Origin of the sequence: Vibrio furnissii CIP 102972, assembly GCF_000176175.1 — a bacterium.
GTDB lineage: Bacteria > Pseudomonadota > Gammaproteobacteria > Enterobacterales > Vibrionaceae > Vibrio > Vibrio furnissii.
Map to the genome: position 1 here is coordinate 31,682 of NZ_ACZP01000019.1, position 21,671 is coordinate 53,352.

A 21,671-nucleotide genomic window follows, 5' to 3' on the forward strand; every position below is an offset into this window, starting at 1 on the left:
AAATAACCAGTTGTTATTAACCATAACTGGACGATCACCCATTTTTGGGGATAACTCCGGTTGATCATTGAATCTGTGGATCACTGTGTGAGTAAATTTAGGACGTGCTGTGTGGATCTTGCCAACTGATGAGAAAATATTGTGAATAACTTGGATCTTATTCACTGGAACGTGGATCAATCGCTGGCGATCTGAGTTATCAACAGGTAGAATTGCCAATCTTTACCGATCATTGATTTAGAGTGAGAGAATCGTGTCATCTTCGCTTTGGTTGCAGTGCCTGCAACAGCTTCAAGAGGAGCTACCAGCCGCAGAATTCAGCATGTGGGTTCGTCCGTTACAAGCGGAGCTCAATGACAATACTCTCACTTTGTTTGCACCCAACCGCTTTGTTCTCGATTGGGTTCGCGACAAATACATCAACAACATCAACCGCCTGTTGAAAGATTTTTGCGGTCATGATGTGCCGAGCCTACGGTTTGAAGTGGGCAGCCGCCGGGTGGTGGCGCCAAAACCGACTCAAAAACGCACCGCTGCGGATGTGGCGGCAGAGTCTTCTGCGCCTGCGCAACTGGCGCAACGTAAACCGATTCACAAAACCTGGGATGATGATGCGGCCAATGCGCCGGAAATTACCTATCGTTCCAACATGAATCCAAAGCACAAATTCAATAACTTTGTCGAAGGTAAGTCGAACCAGCTCGGCCTTGCGGCCGCGCGTCAGGTCTCCGACAATCCGGGGGCGGCCTACAACCCACTGTTTTTATACGGTGGGACCGGTTTGGGTAAAACGCACTTGCTGCATGCGGTGGGCAACGCCATCGTCGACAACAACCCGAACGCCAAAGTGGTCTACATGCACTCGGAACGTTTCGTGCAGGACATGGTGAAAGCGCTGCAAAACAACGCGATTGAAGAATTCAAACGCTATTACCGCAGTGTGGATGCACTCCTGATCGATGACATTCAGTTCTTTGCCAATAAAGAGCGTTCGCAAGAAGAATTTTTCCATACTTTCAACGCGCTGTTGGAAGGAAACCAGCAAATCATTTTGACATCCGACCGTTATCCAAAAGAGATCAACGGGGTGGAAGATCGCCTCAAATCCCGCTTTGGCTGGGGGCTGACTGTTGCGATCGAGCCACCAGAGCTGGAAACGCGCGTCGCAATCTTGATGAAAAAAGCCGAAGATCACCAAATTCATCTGCCGGATGAAGTGGCGTTCTTTATTGCAAAACGTCTGCGTTCAAACGTGCGTGAGTTGGAAGGGGCGCTGAACCGCGTGATTGCCAACGCCAACTTTACCGGTCGCCCGATCACCATCGATTTCGTGCGTGAAGCACTGCGCGATTTGTTGGCGCTGCAAGAGAAACTGGTCACCATCGACAACATTCAAAAGACCGTTGCCGAATACTACAAGATTAAAGTCGCGGATCTGCTCTCCAAACGTCGTTCACGCTCAGTGGCGCGTCCTCGTCAATTGGCGATGGCTCTGTCGAAAGAGCTGACCAACCACAGCTTGCCGGAAATCGGCGACGCGTTTGGGGGCCGTGACCACACGACCGTGCTGCATGCGTGTCGTAAGATCGAACAACTGCGCGAAGAAAGCCACGATATTAAAGAAGACTATTCGAACCTGATTCGAACCCTGTCTTCGTAACATCACGCGATACTGAGCGTGGATGTGTCACGTCGTTTATCCAATCTCGTTTAAGAGCACACTATGAAATTTACGATTGAACGTAGTCACTTCATTAAACCATTGCAACAAGTCTCCGGCACATTAGGCGGGCGAGCAACGTTGCCGATTTTGGGTAACTTGCTGCTAAAAGTGGAAGACAATCAGCTCTCCATGACCGCGACGGATCTAGAAGTTGAACTGGTCAGCCGCGTGACGCTGGAAGGTGATTTCGAAGCGGGCACCACCACGGTGCCAGCGCGCAAATTCCTCGACATCTGCCGTGGCCTGCCGGATGCGGCGGTGATCACGGTGGTGCTGGAAGGCGATCGCGTGCAAGTGCGCTCAGGGCGCAGCCGCTTCTCTTTAGCAACCTTACCCGCCAGCGATTTCCCGAACATTGAAGATTGGCAAAGCGAAGTGGAATTGTCGCTGACCCAAGGCGAACTGCGTGGCTTGGTTGAGAAAACACAGTTTTCGATGGCCAACCAAGACGTGCGCTACTACCTCAACGGCATGCTGTTTGAAATTGACGGCAGCACCTTGCGCAGCGTGGCGACCGATGGTCACCGTATGGCGGTGTCGCAAACCGAACTGGGCGCAGATTTCGCCAACAAACAAATTATCGTACCGCGCAAAGGGGTACTGGAACTGGTGAAACTGCTGGATGCGCCTGAGCAACCAGTGGTGCTGCAAATCGGTAGCTCAAACCTGCGTGCTGAAGTGAACAACTTTGTGTTTACTTCCAAACTGGTTGATGGCCGTTTCCCGGATTATCGCCGCGTATTGCCGCAAAATACCAACAAAACGCTACAAGCGGGCTGTGATGAATTGCGCCAAGCATTTTCGCGTGCGGCGATTCTGTCGAACGAGAAATTCCGGGGCGTACGCGTCAATCTGGATGGTGGCGAAATGCGCATTACCGCCAACAACCCAGAACAGGAAGAAGCCGAAGAGATGCTTGACGTCAACTTCGACGGCGAAGCGATCGAAATCGGTTTTAACGTCAGCTACGTGCTGGATGTACTCAACACCCTGCGGTGTGAAAACGTGCGTGTCTCGATGTCCGATGCAAACGCCAGTGCGCTGATTGAAAACGTCGATGATGACAGCGCCATGTACGTGGTGATGCCCATCCGCCTGTAATTCATGACGATTGCGCTATGCCGCTTACTCGACTGATTGTTCAGCAATTTCGCAACATTAAAGCCTGTGATATTCCGCTATCATCAGGCTTTAACTTTCTTATTGGCCCCAACGGCAGTGGCAAAACCAGCGTGCTGGAAGCCATTTACCTGCTCGGTCATGGCCGCTCGTTCAAGAGCACGCTGACGGGGCGTGTGATTCAGAATGAGTGCTCAGAACTCTTTGTTCACGGTCGTTTTTTGACCTCGGATCAATTTGAGCTACCGATTGGCATTAATAAGCAGCGCGATGGCTCAACAGAGGTTAAAATAGGCGGTCAATCTGGGCAAAAGTTAGCTCAACTGGCTCAGGTGTTACCGCTGCAATTGATTCACCCGGAAGGGTTTGAATTGCTGACGGACGGACCGAAACAACGTCGTGCGTTTATCGACTGGGGCGTGTTTCACACTGAAGTGGCATTCTTTGATGCCTGGGGCCGATTCAAACGGCTCAACAAACAGCGCAATGCGCTGCTCAAGACCGCGAGCAGTTATCGCGAGCTCAGCTATTGGGATCAAGAACTGGCCAGACTGGCGGAAAACATCGACCAGTGGCGCGGGGCCTATGTTGAGCAGATGAAACGTGTGGCAGAGGAGTTATGTCGCACATTTTTGCCGGAATTCGAAATTACATTGAAGTATTATCGAGGCTGGGAAAAAGAGACGCCGTATCATGAGATACTGCAAAAAAACTTCGAACGTGATCAATTGCTTGGATACACGTTCAGCGGTCCTAACAAAGCAGATTTAAAGATAAAAGTGAACGGAACACCAGTGGAAGATGTTCTGTCACGAGGCCAGCTCAAATTGATGGTCTGCGCCCTGCGTGTCGCGCAAGGGCAGCATTTGACCGAGCTGACCGGGAAGCAATGCATCTATTTGATTGATGATTTTGCTTCCGAACTCGATAGCCAACGTCGTAAGCGTCTCGCTGACTGCTTGAAAGCGACGGGGGCACAAGTTTTTGTAAGTTCTATTACTGAAAGCCAGGTTGCCGACATGGTCGAGCCGAACAGCAAGATGTTTCATGTGGAACATGGCACAATAGGGCAAGGATAAATAGTGAGAGAGTAACTCATGTCGAATAATTACGATTCATCGAGTATTAAAGTACTGAAGGGTCTAGACGCGGTACGTAAGCGTCCGGGTATGTACATCGGCGACACTGATGATGGCACCGGTCTGCACCACATGGTTTTTGAGGTGGTGGATAACTCGATTGATGAAGCGTTAGCGGGTTACTGTAAAGACATCATCGTGACCATTCACGAAGATAACTCGGTATCGGTCAGCGATGACGGTCGTGGTATTCCGACCGAGCTCCACCCTGAAGAAAAAGTGTCTGCGGCAGAAGTCATCATGACGGTTCTGCACGCCGGCGGTAAGTTTGATGACAACTCCTACAAAGTATCCGGTGGTCTGCACGGGGTTGGTGTGTCGGTGGTGAACGCCCTGTCGGAAAAAGTGGTCTTGACCATTCACCGCGGTGGCAAAGTGCACACCCAAACCTACCGTCACGGTGTTCCTGAAGCGCCATTGGCGGTGGTGGGTGATACCGATCGCAGCGGCACCATGGTCCGTTTCTGGCCAAGCGCTGAAACCTTTACCAACATCGAATTCCATTACGAAATTCTGGCGAAACGCCTGCGCGAGCTGTCGTTCTTGAACTCTGGCGTGTCCATCAAGCTGGTGGATGAGCGCGAAGACAACAAACAAGATCACTTCATGTACGAAGGCGGTATTCAAGCATTTGTAAACCACCTGAACCGCAACAAAACGCCCATCCACGAGAAAGTATTCCACTTCAACTCTGAACGTGAAGATGGCATCAGCGTGGAAGTGGCGATGCAGTGGAACGATGGTTTCCAAGAAAGCATTTACTGTTTCACCAACAACATTCCACAGCGCGATGGTGGGACGCACTTGGCCGGTTTCCGTGCGGCGTTAACGCGTACACTGAACACTTACATGGACAAAGAAGGCTATAGCAAGAAAGCCAAAACCGCGACGTCGGGTGACGATGCGCGTGAAGGGTTGACGGCGGTCGTGTCGGTGAAAGTGCCTGATCCAAAATTCTCAAGCCAAACCAAAGACAAACTGGTGTCTTCAGAAGTGAAATCTGCGGTTGAATCGGCCATGGGCGAGAAGTTGAATGACTTCTTGGCAGAAAACCCATCGGAAGCGAAAATCGTGTGTAGCAAAATCATCGATGCAGCACGTGCGCGTGAAGCGGCACGTAAAGCACGTGAAATGACACGTCGTAAAGGCGCACTAGATCTCGCGGGCCTACCCGGCAAACTGGCGGACTGTCAGGAAAAAGATCCAGCGTTGTCTGAACTCTACATTGTGGAGGGTGACTCAGCGGGCGGTTCTGCAAAACAAGGTCGTAACCGTAAGAATCAGGCGATTCTGCCGCTGAAAGGTAAAATCCTTAACGTAGAAAAAGCACGTTTTGACAAGATGTTGTCATCGCAAGAAGTGGCCACGCTGATCACAGCGCTGGGCTGCGGTATCGGCCGTGACGAATACAACCCAGACAAACTGCGTTACCACAACATCATCATCATGACCGATGCGGACGTCGATGGTTCTCACATTCGTACGCTGCTGCTGACGTTCTTCTACCGTCAAATGCCGGAGCTGATTGAACGTGGCTACATCTACATTGCTCAGCCACCTTTGTACAAAGTGAAGAAAGGCAAACAAGAGCAGTACATCAAAGATGAAGAGGCGATGAACCAATACCAGATCGCACTGGCGATGGACAACGCAGAGCTGCACGTGAACGCTGACGCACCAGCATTGGCGGGCGCACCGTTGGAGAAATTGGTTCAGCAATACAATGCTGCCATCAAACTGATCGAACGCATGAGCCGTCGTTACCCGCATTCTCTGATCCATGAATTCATCTACATGCCACGCATGACGGCTGAAAAATGTCAGGATGAAGCCGGCGCGCAAGCGTGGACGCAACAACTGATTGATCAGTTGAACGCCAAAGAAGTGGGCGCGAGCCAATACAGCTTCACACTGGAACATAACGCAGAACACAACGTCTACTCACCGCGCATCAAAGTGCGCACACACGGTGTGACGCATGAATACCTGCTGAGTGTGGATCTGCTGAACTCCAAAGAGTACGGCAAGCTGGCTGAATTGTCTGAAGCGATGCATGGCCTGATCGAAGACGGTGCATACATCAAACGTGGCGAGCGTACACAACCGGTGGCGAGCTTTGCAGCGGCCCTTGATTGGCTGATCAAAGAATCACGTCGTGGCTTGTCTGTACAGCGCTACAAAGGTTTGGGTGAGATGAACCCGGATCAGCTGTGGGAAACCACCATGGATCCAGAAACACGTCGCATGATGCAAGTCACCATCGATGATGCCGTGGGTGCAGATGAGCTGTTTACCACACTGATGGGGGATCAAGTCGAACCTCGTCGTGCGTTCATCGAAAACAACGCCCTGAAAGTGGCGAACCTCGACGTATAGTCGGTTTAATCCAGGCACAAAAGCAGCGACAGGTTCGCTGCTTTTTTTATTTCTTGTCGCAGACAAATTGCAACTTTATCCCTCTTTTCACCCCTTTTCGATGCTTCCTCCTTCCTTTCTGAGCCCAGTTACCACTTTGTGTCTTTTCTTAGGGTGGGGCGCCATTTTGTTCCGCTGGGCGCTTTTGCTTTCTATGGTGAACTCGCTATAGTGCAATGAGTTGGATAACAAAGCATCAAGGAGGCAGCAGATGGTTACGTTCCTGGCTTAAGCCGGGAGTGGCGTCACTTCCGGTTTACCTACCCAAGATTGTTGAATCGGTAATGCGTTCAAAGGAGCCATCATGTTCGCTCGTTTTATCATGGCATGTGGTGATGCCATACGCACTTGGTGGCTGACCAGCCGCTTTGTGACGTATCAGTCACCGCTGCGTTTGTTGCAACTGCAACACACCTGCGCGCTGCAGAAACGCTGTCGCAATACCACGCGTATTGCGCTGGGAGATACGGTGCATTTGGTGGATACCGAACGTTATCATCAGTATCGCATGACGCTGGTGGCGTCTCATCAGCATCAACCGCTGTCCGGCCAGTTGGCTTGGGATTCGTACCTAGGCTCTGCGCTCATGGGGCGGGCGCGCGATGACGTGTTGGAACTCCGTATTCTCGGTCGTTCTCGCCGATATGCGATTACCGAAATTGTCTATGAAGTTCAGCCGCCAGCTCGTCCTTTGCGATGTGGCTGCGTCTTATGTCAGTGAACGGAGATCCTCATGAGTAAGCAGATGCAAAAGAAACCTCAAATGACCCTGAAAGAAAAACGTCGCCAGAAGCAGGAAAAAGCGCAGGAGAACGGCGTGATTAAATTGCGTAAATCACGCGGTTAATCGCCTCGAGTCTGGATAAAGTGCGAGAAGCCCGATCAATGATCGGGCTTTTTGATGATTGAAAAAAATTTTTGGTACATGGCTTGAAAGTACGCTGCGCGACCTTATATATGAAACTGAAGGGGATGCCGAATGGATTCCCACACCGTGGTGACGCGGGATCGCTCCGATGAGGATCAACGCCACTACACCATTAACCAATCAATGGCCTCATGTCTGAAGAATGAGGACCGTGCCTTAACCGATCAAGGTTAAGACTATTGCTTAATCAAGAGGATAGTATGATGAGAACTGTAGATTTCACGCCTTTATACCGCAACGCAATTGGCTTTGACCGTCTGTTGAACATGATGGAAGCCAACACCGCCAAAAACACACAGGGCGGTTACCCTCCGTACAACATTGAACAGCAAGAAGAGAACAAATACCGCATTACCATGGCGGTGGCTGGATTTGCGGAGGATGAACTGGACATTACGCAGCAAGAAAATACGCTGATTGTGCGTGGTGAACGCCAGCCGGAAGAGAATAAGAACTACATCTACCAGGGCATTGCGGAACGCGATTTTGAGCGCAAGTTCCAACTGGCAGATTACGTCAAAGTGATTGGCGCAGTGATGGAAAAAGGGTTACTGCACATCGACTTAGAACGTGAAATTCCGCAGGCAATGCAACCGCGTAAAATTGCCATCAACGGCACCCAGTTGCTTGAGAATCAATAATGAAAAAGCCCGCTTCGGCGGGCTTTTTTATGCGCGGTGGTTAACCTTCCAAGTACGCCTTTTTCACTTCCTCGGCGATGATGGCAATGCCTTGTTGCATCGCGTCATCGTTCTGCACGTAGTTCATGCGCAGGCACTGATGGGCATGCGCCCAGTCTTCTTTTTGGCCGATGAAGAAATACTCTCCCGGCACGATCAGCACGCCACGTGCTTTAAGGCGACGGTAGAGTTCTAGGGTCGTGATGGGCAGTTCATCAAACCACAGCCACAGAAAAATCGCGCCTTCAGGCTTATGAATGCGAAAACGTGGGTCGTCGATCGCCTGTTGCAGCAAGGTCACCGCGCGCTGCGATTTCTGGCGGTAGAATGGCTTGATCACATCTTGGCTAAGACGCAGCAGATCGCCTTTTTCAATGATACGATGCGCCACTGCTGGGCCGACACTCCCCGGCGCCAAACTGATGATGCCATTCATGTTGGTCAGCGCTTGGGTGACGGCTTCGCTGGCAATCACAATGCCGCAGCGCACGCCCGGCAGCCCTAGCTTGGATAGGCTCATGCACAAAATGGTGTTGTCGTTCCAAAAGGGTTCCACATCTTCAAAAATGATGTTGGGAAACGGCACGCCGTAAGCGTTGTCGATGATAAGCGGAATGTTGTTGTCGCGCGCCAGTTGGTCCAGCTTATGGATTTCTTCTTCCGTCAGCACGTTGCCAGTTGGGTTTGTTGGTCGGGAGGCACAAATCGCCGCCACCGATTCATCGACGGAAAGCTGCTCAAAATCGACGTGGTATTTGAACAGGCCGTTATCGAGTAGTTCGATTTCTGGGTGGTAGGAGACAAAAATATCCTCGTCAATGCCCGCATCACCATAGCCGATGTATTCTGGGGCCAGTGGCAGCAAAATTTTCTTGAAGCTGCCGTCCGGTTGGCGCCCGGCCAGCAAATTGAACAGATAGAAGAAGCCGCTTTGGCTGCCGTTGGTCAGGCTGATGTTTTTTTCGCTGATGTCCCAGCCGTACGTGTCGCGCAATAGTGTGGCCAGTGCTTTGACCAGCACATCTTTGCCTTGTGGGCCGTCGTAGTTGGTCATGGCAGCAATCAGAGAGCCGTCGGCCAGCATCTCTTCACTGGTGAGTTTAAAATAATCGAGCATTTCCGGAATCGCGGCCGGGTTGCCGCCACCGAGCATGATGGCGCCTGGCGTGCGCAGACCATCGTTTAAATCGTCCATTAACTGGGTTATTCCGGAGTACCGATTAAATTTCTCGCCAAAAGTAGAAAACTGCATGATTCGACTGCCTAAAGTGTTGTGTTTGTATCTTGTTGGTTAGCGGGAGGAATCTCCGCCATTTAGAGTAGTTCTTGAACATACCGCAATGTTTTTGACAGGCAAAGTACTATTTTGTTTTCGATCAAAAAACAAAGCCCGACTCCAGAGAGTCGGGCTTTGAACAAACCAAGTCGAAGAACGACGTTATTTCTGCAACAGGGAGATATCCGCGATTTGCAGGAACAGGTTACGCAGGTTATTCAGCAGCGTCAGACGGTTTTTCTTCAGCGCTTCATCATCGGCCATGACCATCACGTTGTCGAAGAACGCATCGACCGGTTCACGCAGACCCGCCAGTTGGCTCAGAGCCTGCTGGTAGTTGCCAGTAGCAAATGCCGGTTCCAGAGCTTCAGTCATCACTTCGACCGCTTCTGCCAACGCTTTTTCTGCGTCTTCTTGTAGCAGCGCCAAGTCAATCTCTTGCGCCAGCTCGCCGTCGAATTTCGCCAGGATGTTACCCACACGTTTATTCGCCGCTGCCAACGCTTCGGCCGCATCAAGGTCACGGAAGTGCGACACCGCTTTCACACGGCGGTCAAAGTCAGCCGGTTTGGTTGGGTGACGTGCCAACACCGCTTGAATGATGTCCACGCTGAAGCCTTCGTCTTGGTACCAAGCACGGAAACGGCCCAGCATGAATTCAATCACGTCTTGCTCAACATTGTCGTTGCTCAGGCGATCACCAAACAGTGATTTCGCTTTGGCGACAAGGTCGACCAAATCCAGGTTGTAACCGTATTCCACGATGATACGCAGTACACCCAGTGATGCACGGCGCAGGGCAAACGGGTCACTGCCTTTCGGCGCTTGGCCAATACCAAAGATACCCACGATGGTGTCCAGTTTGTCTGCCATCGCGACAGCGGCAGACACGCCATTGGTTGGCAGGCTGTCGCCAGCGAAACGTGGCATGTACTGCTCGTTCAGTGCCACAGCCACTTCTTCGGCTTCACCGTCGTGGCGGGCGTAGTGCATGCCCATCACACCTTGGGTATCGGTAAATTCGAACACCATGGATGTCATGAGGTCACACTTGGCCAGCAGACCAGCTCGTTTGGATTTCTCGACATCGGCACCGATTTGCTCAGCAATGTAACCTGCAAGCTCGGTGATACGGTCGGTTTTGTCTTTGATGGTGCCCAGTTTTTGCTGGAAAATTGCCGTTTCTAGCTGAGGCAGGCGATCAACCAGTTTGCTCTTCAGGTCGGTGTTGAAGAAGAACTCGGCGTCAGCCAGACGTGGGCGAACCACTTTCTCGTTCCCTTCAATAACATGGCGAGGCTCTTTGGACTCGATGTTGGACACGAAGATGAAGTTAGGCAGCAGGTGCTTGTTGGCGTCGTAAACTGGGAAGTATTTCTGGTCACCTTTCATGGTGTACACCAGGGCTTCCGCTGGCACTTTGAGGAATTTCTCTTCAAATTTCGCCGTCAGGACCACTGGGAATTCAACCAACGAGGTCACTTCTTCAACCAGATCGTCTTCCAGATCGGCGATGCCGCCCAGTTCTGCAGCCGCTTTTTGGGCGCCGTCGATGATCATCGCTTTACGGGTTTCGTAATCGGCAATCACTTTACCGCGCTCTAGCAGGATCGCAGGGTACTGCGCTGCCGAATCGATGGTGAATTCAGGTTCACCCATGAAGCGGTGGCCACGGATGATGCGGCCTGATTTCACGCCGAGAATTTCGCCGTCAATCAGGGTGTCGCCAAACAGAATGGTCAGGGTTTTGACCGGACGGATGAATTGCGTTTCTTTATCGCCCCAACGCATCGGTTTGGCGATCGGCAGATGAGCCAGTGCTTTGGCAGCCATGTCGACAACCACGGCAGCGGTGTCTTGGCCTTTCACTTGCTCTTTAAACAGCAGCCATTCACCTTTGTCGGTGACGAGGCGTTCAGCTTGCTCAACGGTAATGCCGTTGCCGCGTGCCCAGCCTTGTGCTGCTTTGGTTGGGTTGCCGTCGGCATCAAACGCGACGCTGACCGCTGGACCCCGTTTTTCAACCACTTTGTCCGGTTGACCTTCTGCCAAGTTGGCCACTTTCAGTGCCAGACGACGTGGGGTGGCGTACCAAGTCACGCCATCGTGTGCGATGCCCGCATTGTTCAGTTCTGCAGTAAAGTTTGCTGCAAACGCTTCTGCCAGTGTACGCAGTTGTTTTGGCGGCAGCTCTTCCGTACCCAGCTCAATCAAAAATTCTTTTGCCATGTGACGTCTTCCCCTTACTTCTCTTCGGACTTTTTGCACATTGGGAAGCCCAGTGCTTCACGGGATGCGTAATAAGCTTCAGCCACTGACTTCGTCAGGTTACGAATACGCAGGATGTAGCGTTGACGTTCCGTGACGGAAATCGCTTTGCGTGCATCCAGCAGGTTGAACGCGTGTCCGGCTTTCAGAATGCGCTCGTATGCTGGCAATGGCAGTGGTTTTTCCAGTGCTAACAGGTGGAGACACTCTTTTTCGCATTGGTCGAAGAAGGTGAACAGGAAGTCGACATCGGCGTGTTCGAAGTTGTACGTGGACTGTTCGACTTCGTTTTGGTGGTAGATGTCACCGTAGGTCACTTTACCTAGTGGGCCATCGGTCCATACCAAATCATACACAGAATCTACGCCCTGAATGTACATCGCTAGACGCTCGATACCGTACGTGATTTCGCCGGTAACCGGCTTACACTCAAGACCACCCACTTGCTGGAAGTAAGTGAACTGCGTCACTTCCATGCCGTTTAGCCACACTTCCCAGCCCAGACCCCAAGCACCGAGTGTTGGGTTTTCCCAGTTATCTTCCACGAAGCGGATGTCGTGTACTTGTGGGTCAACGCCCAGCACTTTCAGAGAACCGAGGTACAGCTCTTGAATGTTGTCTGGTGACGGTTTAATGATGACCTGGAATTGGTAGTAGTGTTGCAGACGGTTCGGGTTTTCACCGTAACGACCATCTGTTGGACGGCGTGAAGGTTGAACATACGCTGTAGCGATTGGCTCTGGGCCAAGAGCTCGTAAGCACGTCATTGGGTGAGACGTACCTGCGCCCACTTCCATATCTAATGGTTGAACAATGGTACAGCCTTGTTGGGCCCAATAATCCTGCAGCGCGAGGATCATACCCTGAAAGGTTTTGATATCGTATTTTTGCATAGTCAGGTTCGCGCGATTCTTCTGTCTGAATTGATAAAAAATAACGATCAAGTATACCGAGTTATTCCCCGACAAAGTAGAGGAAATCTTGCTTAATTAATCGGCGAAATTCTCTTTTCATGGAGTTTTTTGCCTTTAAGCTGCGCAAATTTCCTCGTGTTGACGCTTTTCGTCATCTTGGGGTTGAGAAATGTGCCGAGGCTGGATAGAATTCCCCCGTCTTTGGGGAGTAGCTTCTCGATCAAATGTCCTCATTTGATCGGTTCGTTCGTCAACACAATTGGTGCACAATCACCATGGCGTTCGAGACTCGGTGCCGACCGGGTTTAGCAAGACCTTAGACAAACATCACGAACCGGGGTGGGGCGTGTCTGTTTGTCTATGGTTATATAATTATCCCTGCCCCAATGAGCAAGTCGTGAGCGTTTTAGCTATCTCTATTACTACTGTTGCACTGGCCGAAATCGGGGATAAAACCCAGCTTTTGTCGTTATTACTCGCCAGTCGATACCGTAAACCGATCCCTATTATTGCTGCTATCTTTCTGGCAACGATTGCCAACCATGCTTTGGCGGCGTGGCTTGGGGTGGTCGTGGCCGATTATCTGTCGCCTGAGGTGTTGAAATGGGTGCTGGTGGTGAGCTTTTTGGCGATGGCCGCCTGGGTACTGATTCCCGATAAAATCGATGATGACGAAGAGATTTCCAATCGGGGACCGTTTGTGGCCAGCTTCATTGCCTTCTTTGTGGCGGAAATTGGCGACAAAACGCAAATTGCGACCTCCATTTTGGGCGCGCAATACGCCGATGCATTGTCGTGGGTGGTTCTGGGCACCACCATCGGTATGCTGCTGGCAAACGTGCCCGTGGTGCTGATCGGTAAATTATCGGCCGACAAAATGCCACTGGGTCTGATTCGGAAAGTGACTGCGGCGCTGTTTGCGGCATTGGCCGTGGGCGCGGCGGTGTTCTAACCGACAAATATTCTGTGAAACAAACGATTAGCGACGGTCAGGCGCACGCAATTTCCGCTCCATAGCGTGATATTCGCCATATTCGTGTCATACTTGTCATGCTAGTGTAAAGGGCAACCATCATCGCGAGAGGGTAGGTGTATGCTGACACGTTATATGGGTATGAGCGCCAAAAGTCAGAGTTACCTGTTTACTTTGGGTCTGGCGTTAACTTTGCTTGGCATGTCGCTAACGGACATGTGGTTACCGATGGTGGCGGGGGCCATCATTATGACGGGACTCACGGTGGAGTCGTGGATTCGTGTAGCGCACATCATTCCGTTGCATGAAGAAGTCCGTGCGATGCAAAAGCAGATTCATCGATTGCAAGCGGAAGTCCGCGCCATCGAACATCAGGAATAAATCAAAGGCTGCCTCGGGCAGCCTTTTTTGTCTGCTAGTCCAGCCCTTTCTTAATCAGGTACTGGTACGGCAGTTCGTCGGTTTTCGCACCGAGCAACTGATGATCCATAAATCGGCAGAAGCTTGGAATGTCACGCGTGGTCGAGGGATCGTCGGCCTTAATCAACAGGACGTCACCGTCGTTCATGGTACGAATTGTCTTCCTGACCATCATCACTGGCTCTGGGCAGCGTAATCCTTCCGCTTCTAACACCAATGTGGCTAATTCAGGATTAAAAGTCATGGTCAAACCTAATGGATGTCACAAATCAGGTCTAGATAATACTGGCGAAGAAAAAATATTCAATAAGCGCTTGGCAAAGTGATCTTTTTGTTTTAATTTAGTTAACAAGTTGGTAACAAATAACGAGGGAGTGCAATATGTTGACAGCACTAGACAGACTGACCATCTACTCGGTTCTGTGTTTTATTTCCTTTTGCGCCCTTGTGATGCGAACGCCAACCGAAACCTCATTGATGCCGCTACTCGGCGTGAGTGCTTCGCTATTTGGGATTTGGCTCGAGATGCATCGCTGGCAAGGTGCATCTGGTGAGCAAGAACACTAACACACACTTGTCAAACTACGCTCAATTACATTCCGACACTATCCCCATTTTTCTTGGGCTTCCCCGCTGAAAGGCGGGATTTTTTTTGCCTGCGATTCGGCGTTTTAACCAAGGGACAGTTCATCGCCCGGCCTCGAGACGTCGTCATAGATAATGCGGTTACGGCCGCTGCGTTTGGCCTCATATAAGCGCGCATCGGCAAGGGCGATGGCATCAGCATCGGCGCAGGAGGCGAGCCCTGCACTGAACGTCACTTGGTGCGGGCCTTGATGCCACTGGTATTGCGCGATGCTCAGGCGCAGTTGCTCCAACATCTCCAGCGCTTGCGATGGGGTCACGCGCACAAACACAATGACGAACTCTTCGCCGCCGTAGCGATAAATGCGCGTACTTTGCGGGGGGAGTTGTGCCTCGGCAATCGCGGCAAATGTTTTGAGTACGGTGTCGCCGGTCTGATGGCCATAGGTATCATTGATGGACTTGAAATAATCGATGTCCAACATCGCCACGAGCGTTGCCCCATCCTCGATGAGCGATGGCAGGTCGTTGTCCAGCGCGCGTCGATTGTTCAGGCCGGTTAAGCCGTCGATCAAACTCTCTTTCCTCAACGTGTTGCGTCGCTCAGAAAGCAAGTGAATGGCGTCGGCGATATTCAGATTGCCGGGCACCGGCGTAGCTTTCATTAAGCCGGTCACGAGATGCTTTTCGACCTGCTGGATTCTTCTTCTCATATACAGCCAGCACAGGGTGTTGATTGTCAGTGAGAAGGTCAGAAAATAGACAATGCTTTTGCTCTCATGAAACACAAAGCGGTTTAAGCTGCGTTTGGGCACTTCGTAGATCACATACCATTCCGGATTGGAGAGGTTGGAATAGTAATAAAAGGCGCAATGGCCCTCATGAATGCCGGAATAGGCCGTGAGATCCGCGGCGGTGAGCGATGCGGCTGGGGGAATGCCCGCAATCAAGGTGCCTTCGGTGTCACTCAAGGACAAGCGTCCGCTGGAGGGGCCTTGAATGGTCTGAAAAAAGTGGGTGATCAAGGATGGGCGAATCGATAACGCAATCATGCCTTTGGGTTTTAAGGCCTGAGAATAAATCGGCAAAGAGACGTGAATGGCATGACCGCCTACGTCACTCGCGCGCGTGGAAAAGCTAAACTGCGCAGGCGAGCCATACGAGATGACCTTTTTAAACCACGGCTGCTGCTGAGGCGCGTCATTGTGCGGGGCGGCGGCGTTGGGTAACGCTGCCGTCATGAAGGTTTGCCCCTGTAGATCGCTAACCGTGATCGATTCGACATACGGTAATAAATGCAATGCATCTTGCATTTTCGCGTGGTGATGGCTGTTTGGGTCGGGGATCAACGTCTCGCGCAATTGGGTGGTGATCAGCACTTGATTGAGATTTTTTTCGTAGATCGACAGTTTGCGCGCGGTGGTTCGGCTCAAGTCGAGGACGAAATCGAGATTCAAGTTGTGGTAAGAATCGACAATCACTGCACGCTGAATCCAATAGGCACTGATGCCGCCGATAATGAGTATTGAGGTCATCAACCCAAAGAGTTTGTTCACCTTAGTGGAAATGCTTAAGTGTTTCATGATTGCGCGCTCGGGGTTATCGCCGACCCGTTAATGTTGTTTTTGCCGGACTGTTTCGCGTGATAGAGCAATTGGTCCACCGCCGAGAGAAATTCGGGGAGTGTTTCGCCATCCCATGATTTGAGGCCGGCGCTAAACGTAATGCTGGGCATGCCTTCACGCCATGCACGTGAGGCAAATGAGTGGCGGAAATTGTCCAACAAAGCGTGCGCGCGTGCGGCGCTGATGCCTCTGAACAGAATGGCGAACTCCTCTCCACCATAGCGATAACTGCGCACCTGAATGTGATCAAAATAGCTTTTGGCCATGGCGGCAAACGCACGTAAAACGTCATCGCCGCACTGGTGGCCAAAGGTGTCGTTGATGCGTTTGAAGTTATCAATATCGATCAGCGCCAGCAACGTCCCCCCTTCATCAGACAGGGCGCTGGCGAGGTCTTTGTCAAAGGCGCGGCGATTGAGGGCGCCAGTCAGTTCATCGAGCAACACACGGCTGGCCATCAGATCTGCGGCTTTATGGCTGTCATTGATGGTGGTGTCGACGAATTTATCAATCGATTGATTGTTGTCGTTGAGTTTTCGAATCACGTGGAAATAAAACAGCTTTAATTCTTCACACAGACTCCACCAAAAAAAACACAGCAGCGAAAGAGTGATCCCGACGACCACAAACAGAATGAGGCTCTCTTTGAACAGTGAACTGGTGAGTACGTCACCGTCCACGGCCATGATGATCGTCCAGTTGAGGTGATTTAATCGACTGTAATAGATTTTTTTGTGCTGTTGGTGATCAAAATACGCGCCGTCCTCACCGAGTTGGGTTTGGCTTAAGTCGAACAGGGCATTTTTGCTGCCCCAAACCACGGCACCGGCGTTATCGACGACATACACATTGGTGGGTATGGTTTCTTGCATTTTGTCGAACAAGACATTCAGCCGCGCGGGCACGATATCAATCCCGATCACCGCGTAATGGGATGGCTCGTTAAAGATCACTTTGGAGAGCGTGGCGATACGTTCTTGAGAAAATTTATCCACGTAGAGATTGGTGTATTTAATCTGCTGATGATTTTCTGTGGGATCAATAAACCAAGGCCTGGACGCATGAGCATATATTTTATTGCGATTGATGATGGGTGCGTTGCCAAGCATTTTTTCTTTATCACTAATATATATCGCTGACGCCATGGGAATTAAATCCAAATAAAACAACAGCAATTCATTTAAATGAATGGCATTGTCTGTTGGGCCATATTTTGATTCCAATAAATGAATCATGACCTCAAGTTTCATTTCAATGTTAGAAAAAACATGTTCAACTTCAACTTTATAATCATTCAGCATTCGATGGGAAATATCATCATAAATACGTTGTTGATGATGCCATTGAAATAAGCTGGACGTCACACCAACCGTCACGGTCAGGACAAGTAGACTTAGAAAAAATCTGCTCTTCATTTAGGTCGTTAATATGTTTTTAAGCGTCGATAAAAACCACGCATGATATTTAGTTTCATGTGTGGCGTACTCTTTTTCGAGTGGAGAAAAAGGCGGCGAATATAAACGAATTTTGGTGATTTTAGAAACATTATCGATCGATATTCGCTATTTTTTGCGTGATATTAATAACTCCTATTGATCATATGGGGGCATGTAATTTGATTATGAAACGCACAGCATTCGATGTGGTGATTGATGGCGTTTTCATCATTTTTAGACAAGATATTGCGCATGATGATCCGTATTTGTCGCTGGTTAAAACGGCTACTCATGTGACGGTTTTACACGGTGTACTTGATGATTGAGCGCTGATTCACGTCATCTGTAGAGGATTGTGCGCGTTATCGTTTGCGTAGCGAAAAATACATGTCGCAGGGCGATGAGACTGAAGCCGCTTTTTACCCAACGTAAGGTTGCGTGGTTTTTTCTACGCGATTGGTTACACTCGAGTCAATCGAACTTGATGCTGGAAAAGAGTGTGGAATTAGAAGACATCTACCGTCGCGATCTCAATTTGCTGGTGGCGCTGCGCGTGTTGGTTGAAGAGTGCAGTGTCAGCAAAGCGGCGGAGCGACTGAACCTCAGCCAATCGGCGATGAGTCGTGTGCTTGGCCGTCTGCGTGAGCTGCTGGGCGATCCGCTGTTTACTCGTCAAGGACAGCACCTGATCCCGACGGAAAAGGCGTTGGCGTTTAATCGTGAACTTGGTGAGCCGCTGGAAAGCCTGCGTCAGTTGTTGTCACCGACGGAGTTTAATCCGACATCCTGCGATCAAACCTTTACCATTGCCACCACCGATTATGCGATGCAGACCATTTTGCCGTTTGCGTTGCCGCGTATCTATCAGGAAGCGCCCAATGTGGCATTTGAGTTTCTGCCGCTGCAACACGAGCGCTTGGTGGATCAGCTGACTTACGATGGTGCCGATCTGGCGATTTGTCGTTTGATTCGTTCGGTCGAACCACTGCAAAGTGAAGTGTTGGGGCGTGTCGGGGTGTTGTGCTTGCTTTCGCGTCATCATCCGTTGGCACAGCAGTCGATGACCTTGCAAGATTACCTCGATTTTCCCCATGCGATGATTGCCATCAGTGATGGGGTGAAAGCGCTGCTTGATCAGGCGTTGGAAGGATTGCCCCCGCGGCGTATGGTGCTCAGGGCGTATCACTTGGAAGCGGCGCTGGCGATTATCGACACCATGCCGCTGATCATCACGGTACCGGCAGACTTGGCATATCTGGTTGCGGAACGCTATGACTTGGTGGTGAAGCCGCTGCCGTTTTCCTTTACGCCGTTTGATTATTCGATGATTTGGCACCCGCGCTGTGAGCATTCGCCCGCGCAGGAATGGCTGCGTAGTATGGTGAAGGAAGAGTGCAGTAAATTGATTGCCAAGCGGGTTGAAGACATGGGCTTGGACGAATCAAGGCCCGATTAGGGCCTTGAGATAGAGAATGTCGCGAGCGCGCAGATTACAGCTTAATCACCACGCGACCGGTCACTTGACCCTTGGTGATGTCTTCCGCGTATTGCGGTGCTTGCGCTAGGTTAATTTCAGTGCAGGCTTGCTCGAAGTAACTTGCAGGCAGCAGCTCAACCAATTTTTCCCAAGCGGCGATGCGTTTTTCGCGTGGGCAGTTCACGGAGTCAACCCCTTGCAGGCGAACGTTGCGCAGGATAAATGGCATCACCGTGGTGGGCAGATCAAAGCCACCCGCCAGGCCACATGCGGCCACGGCGCTGTTGTAGTCCATCTGCGCCAGCACTTTCGCCAGCACTTTGCTGCCGACGGTATCGACGGCGCCTGCCCACACTTGTTTTTCCAGCGGGCGTGCTGGCTCTTCAAATTCACTGCGGTCGATGATGCGAGCTGCGCCCAGTTTTTGCAGCAGCGGACCGTTTTGTGCCACGCGACCAGTCACTGCAGCCACTTGATATCCCAATGAGGCCAGCAGGGTGACGGCAACCGAACCCACGCCACCACTGGCGCCAGTCACCAACACTTCGCCATCTTGAGGTTGAATGCCCGCATCAAGCAGGGCTTGGACACACAACATCGCGGTGAGGCCTGCGGTGCCGATCATCATCGCTTGTTTACCATCAAAGCCTTGTGGCAGAGGCACCAGCCAGTCGCCTTTCAGGCTCGCTTTTTGCGCCATGCCACCCCAATGGTTTTCACCCACGCCCCAGCCGGTGAGGACCACATTGTCGCCCGCCTGATAGCGTGCATCTTGTGAGCGGATCACTTTGCCTGCCAGATCGATACCCGGCACCATCGGAAACTGACGAATGATTTTGCCTTTGCCTGTGATGGCCAACCCATCTTTGTAGTTCAGAGACGAGTAGTCGACAGCGATCAGCACGTCACCTTCCGGCAATTGCGCTTCATCAATCTGCTCAATACTGGCCAGCGTACGTTTATCTTCTTGATTCAAAATCAGAGCTTGAAACATGGGGGTCTCCACACATGGTAAACATTGACTGTAGTCTAAATCTGATAGGTCTATGAAATAAATGAAACTTTAGCATGATATCTATGCGCAAAAAGCATAGTCAAAGTAAGGATATGGCGAAGAGAGAAAAAACAAGCCACCGCAGTGGGTGGCTTGAGTCTTATTTAGCGAGGAAGAAACGATAGGCTGGGTTGTCGGTTTCATCTTTCGATTGATAGCCCAGTTCCACCACGTGCGCTGAGAAGCGCGCCAGATCGTCGTCACTGAGTTCAAAACCACATAACACGCGGCCGTAATCGGCGCCATGGTTGCGGTAGTTGAACAGGCTGATATTCCAGTGAGTCCCCAACGTGCTGAGGAACTTAAGTAGCGCGCCCGGGTATTCCGGAAATTCAAAGCTGTACAAACGCTCTCGAAGGGGTTTGGACGGACGTCCGCCAATCATGTAACGAATGTGCAGTTTGGCCATTTCATCATCGGACAGATCCTGCACCGGATAACCGGACTGACGCAGTTCGTGAATGATGGTTTTCAGCTCTTCCTGACCGCCCATCAGCCGCACACCAACAAAGATGTTGGCGAGTTGGTCATCACTGTAGCGGTAGTTGAACTCGGTGACCGCACGGCCGCCGATGATTTGGCAAAATTCAAAGAACGCGCCTTTGCGCTCAGGAATGGTCACCGCCAGCAGGCCTTCCCGTTTTTCACCCAGTTCGCAACGTTCGGACACGTAACGCAACCCGTGGAAATTGGTGTTGGCGCCGGACAGCACAGTCGCCAGTTGCTGGTCTTGCAGCCCATGTTGCTCGGCAAATTTCTTCAGGCCCGCCAGTGCCAGCGCGCCAGACGGTTCGGCAATCGCACGTGTATCTTCAAAGATGTCTTTGACTGCTGCGCAAATCTCATCGCTGGACACGGTAATGTGGCCATCGAGGTATTTCTGGCACAGACGAAACGTTTCATCACCGATGCGTTTGACTGCCACGCCGTCGGCAAACATGCTGACTTGATCGAGCACCACCGGTTCACCGGCATCGAGCGCAGCTTTGAGGCAGGCTGAATCTTCCGGCTCGACCGCAATCACTTTGATTTCCGGCATCAGCTGTTTGACCAGCACCGCGACACCCGCCGCGAGGCCGCCACCGCCAACCGGTACAAAGATATAATCGAGATGGCCGTTTTGCTGCAGCATTTCCATGCCGATGGTGCCCTGACCGGCAATCACCAACGGGTGATCGAACGGCGGCACAAAGGTATAGCCAAATTCTTCAGACAAACGTTCCGCTTCGGCTTTGGCTTCATCGAAGTTGCTGCCAAACAGCACCACGTTGCCGCCAAATCCGCGTACCGCCTCGACTTTAATGTCCGGCGTGGTGCGCGGCATGACGATGGTGGTTCGAATGCCGAGTTTGGTGCCCGACAGCGCCATGCCTTGCGCGTGGTTGCCTGCCGATGCGGCGATCACGCCCGCATTTTTCTGCTCTTCCGTCAGGCTGGCCACCATGTTGTAGGCGCCGCGTAGTTTGAATGAATGCACCGGCTGGCGGTCTTCCCGTTTGAGTTGCACCTGATTGCCAATGCGCGCCGACAGACGCGGCATGGCTTGCAGGGGGGTCACGTTCGCGACTTCATACACTGGCGCGCGCAGGATCTGGCGCAGGTAATCTGCGCCAGTTTGTTGAGTGAGCGTCATAGATGA

General features: G+C 51.4%; 20 protein-coding genes and 1 riboswitch. Of the genes, 12 read left to right on the forward strand and 8 right to left on the reverse strand.

Features of this window, described 5'->3' with window-relative positions; genetic code table 11:
• Window positions 1-253 precede the first annotated feature (253 nt).
• From dnaA to VFA_RS20305, 7 genes are all read left to right on the forward strand, one after another.
• Window positions 254-1,660 carry a chromosomal replication initiator protein DnaA gene (dnaA, locus tag VFA_RS20280; RefSeq protein WP_004728727.1) on the forward strand — a complete coding sequence of 469 codons (1,407 nt, stop codon included), beginning with the start codon at window positions 254-256 and terminating at the stop codon, window positions 1,658-1,660.
• 63 nt (window positions 1,661-1,723) lie between these two features.
• Window positions 1,724-2,824, forward strand: a complete 1,101-nt coding sequence (gene dnaN, locus VFA_RS20285; protein WP_004728728.1) for a DNA polymerase III subunit beta — start codon at window positions 1,724-1,726, stop codon at window positions 2,822-2,824.
• Window positions 2,825-2,841: 17 nt separating this feature from the next.
• Window positions 2,842-3,921 carry a DNA replication/repair protein RecF gene (gene recF / locus VFA_RS20290; protein WP_004728729.1) on the forward strand — a complete coding sequence of 360 codons (1,080 nt, stop codon included), beginning with the start codon at window positions 2,842-2,844 and terminating at the stop codon, window positions 3,919-3,921.
• Between the two features lie 18 nt (window positions 3,922-3,939).
• Window positions 3,940-6,357 carry a DNA topoisomerase (ATP-hydrolyzing) subunit B gene (gene gyrB / locus VFA_RS20295; RefSeq protein WP_038152652.1) on the forward strand — a complete coding sequence of 806 codons (2,418 nt, stop codon included), beginning with the start codon at window positions 3,940-3,942 and terminating at the stop codon, window positions 6,355-6,357.
• Window positions 6,358-6,700: 343 nt separating this feature from the next.
• Window positions 6,701-7,117, forward strand: coding sequence for a GreA/GreB family elongation factor (locus VFA_RS20300; protein ID WP_004728731.1), 417 nt, complete (start codon window positions 6,701-6,703; stop codon window positions 7,115-7,117).
• Between the two features lie 258 nt (window positions 7,118-7,375).
• Window positions 7,376-7,498 carry a hypothetical protein gene (locus VFA_RS24180; protein ID WP_004728733.1) on the forward strand — a complete coding sequence of 41 codons (123 nt, stop codon included), beginning with the start codon at window positions 7,376-7,378 and terminating at the stop codon, window positions 7,496-7,498.
• Between the two features lie 29 nt (window positions 7,499-7,527).
• Window positions 7,528-7,965 carry an Hsp20 family protein gene (locus VFA_RS20305; RefSeq protein ID WP_038152653.1) on the forward strand — a complete coding sequence of 146 codons (438 nt, stop codon included), beginning with the start codon at window positions 7,528-7,530 and terminating at the stop codon, window positions 7,963-7,965.
• A gap of 40 nt (window positions 7,966-8,005) precedes the next feature.
• Here the strand turns inward: VFA_RS20305 and VFA_RS20310 are convergent, their stop codons facing one another.
• The 3 genes from VFA_RS20310 to glyQ form a co-directional block, all read right to left on the reverse strand.
• On the reverse strand, window positions 8,006-9,256 hold the full coding sequence (locus VFA_RS20310; protein ID WP_038152658.1) for a valine--pyruvate transaminase: 1,251 nt from the start codon (window positions 9,254-9,256) through the stop codon (window positions 8,006-8,008).
• A gap of 186 nt (window positions 9,257-9,442) precedes the next feature.
• On the reverse strand, window positions 9,443-11,509 hold the full coding sequence (glyS, locus tag VFA_RS20315; protein WP_004728736.1) for a glycine--tRNA ligase subunit beta: 2,067 nt from the start codon (window positions 11,507-11,509) through the stop codon (window positions 9,443-9,445).
• Window positions 11,510-11,523: 14 nt separating this feature from the next.
• Complete coding sequence (gene glyQ / locus VFA_RS20320) at window positions 11,524-12,441, reverse strand: glycine--tRNA ligase subunit alpha (protein ID WP_004728737.1); 918 nt, start codon at window positions 12,439-12,441, stop codon at window positions 11,524-11,526.
• Between the two features lie 212 nt (window positions 12,442-12,653).
• A riboswitch (yybP-ykoY riboswitch) is annotated at window positions 12,654-12,769 on the forward strand.
• Between the two features lie 90 nt (window positions 12,770-12,859).
• On the opposite strand from glyQ, the gene VFA_RS20325 reads away from it, so the two are divergent.
• A complete protein-coding gene (locus VFA_RS20325; protein ID WP_004728738.1) occupies window positions 12,860-13,414 on the forward strand; it encodes a TMEM165/GDT1 family protein in 555 nt (184 codons plus the stop codon).
• A gap of 141 nt (window positions 13,415-13,555) precedes the next feature.
• A complete protein-coding gene (locus VFA_RS20330) occupies window positions 13,556-13,816 on the forward strand; it encodes a hypothetical protein (protein WP_014204166.1) in 261 nt (86 codons plus the stop codon).
• Window positions 13,817-13,850: 34 nt separating this feature from the next.
• On the opposite strand, the gene tusA is transcribed toward VFA_RS20330, so the two are convergent.
• Window positions 13,851-14,099, reverse strand: coding sequence for a sulfurtransferase TusA (gene tusA, locus VFA_RS20335; RefSeq protein WP_004728740.1), 249 nt, complete (start codon window positions 14,097-14,099; stop codon window positions 13,851-13,853).
• Between the two features lie 137 nt (window positions 14,100-14,236).
• Here tusA and VFA_RS20340 point away from each other — a divergent pair, with 137 nt between their 5' ends.
• Window positions 14,237-14,422, forward strand: coding sequence for a hypothetical protein (locus VFA_RS20340; RefSeq protein ID WP_038152659.1), 186 nt, complete (start codon window positions 14,237-14,239; stop codon window positions 14,420-14,422).
• Window positions 14,423-14,526: 104 nt separating this feature from the next.
• On the opposite strand, the gene VFA_RS20345 is transcribed toward VFA_RS20340, so the two are convergent.
• Together VFA_RS20345 and VFA_RS20350 are read right to left on the reverse strand one after the other, a co-directional pair.
• Window positions 14,527-16,023: a sensor domain-containing diguanylate cyclase gene (locus VFA_RS20345; protein WP_038152660.1), complete on the reverse strand. Its 1,497-nt coding sequence runs from the start codon at window positions 16,021-16,023 to the stop codon at window positions 14,527-14,529.
• A complete protein-coding gene (locus tag VFA_RS20350) occupies window positions 16,020-17,210 on the reverse strand; it encodes a sensor domain-containing diguanylate cyclase (RefSeq protein WP_232281757.1) in 1,191 nt (396 codons plus the stop codon). Before VFA_RS20350 ends, VFA_RS20345 begins: the two co-directional genes overlap by 4 nt.
• A 476-nt stretch (window positions 17,211-17,686) precedes the next feature.
• Between VFA_RS20350 and VFA_RS23945 the strand changes: the two genes are divergently transcribed.
• Both VFA_RS23945 and VFA_RS20355 read left to right on the forward strand, forming a co-directional pair.
• Window positions 17,687-17,827 (forward strand): hypothetical protein, encoded by a 141-nt coding sequence (locus VFA_RS23945; RefSeq protein WP_004728745.1) that lies wholly within the window; start codon window positions 17,687-17,689, stop codon window positions 17,825-17,827.
• A gap of 173 nt (window positions 17,828-18,000) precedes the next feature.
• Window positions 18,001-18,957 carry a LysR family transcriptional regulator gene (locus VFA_RS20355; protein ID WP_038152669.1) on the forward strand — a complete coding sequence of 319 codons (957 nt, stop codon included), beginning with the start codon at window positions 18,001-18,003 and terminating at the stop codon, window positions 18,955-18,957.
• A 34-nt stretch (window positions 18,958-18,991) separates the two neighbouring features.
• On the opposite strand, the gene acuI is transcribed toward VFA_RS20355, so the two are convergent.
• Window positions 18,992-19,972: an acrylyl-CoA reductase (NADPH) gene (gene acuI, locus VFA_RS20360; protein WP_004728747.1), complete on the reverse strand. Its 981-nt coding sequence runs from the start codon at window positions 19,970-19,972 to the stop codon at window positions 18,992-18,994.
• A gap of 160 nt (window positions 19,973-20,132) precedes the next feature.
• Window positions 20,133-21,665, reverse strand: coding sequence for a threonine ammonia-lyase, biosynthetic (gene ilvA / locus VFA_RS20365; protein ID WP_004728748.1), 1,533 nt, complete (start codon window positions 21,663-21,665; stop codon window positions 20,133-20,135).
• Window positions 21,666-21,671 lie beyond the last annotated feature (6 nt).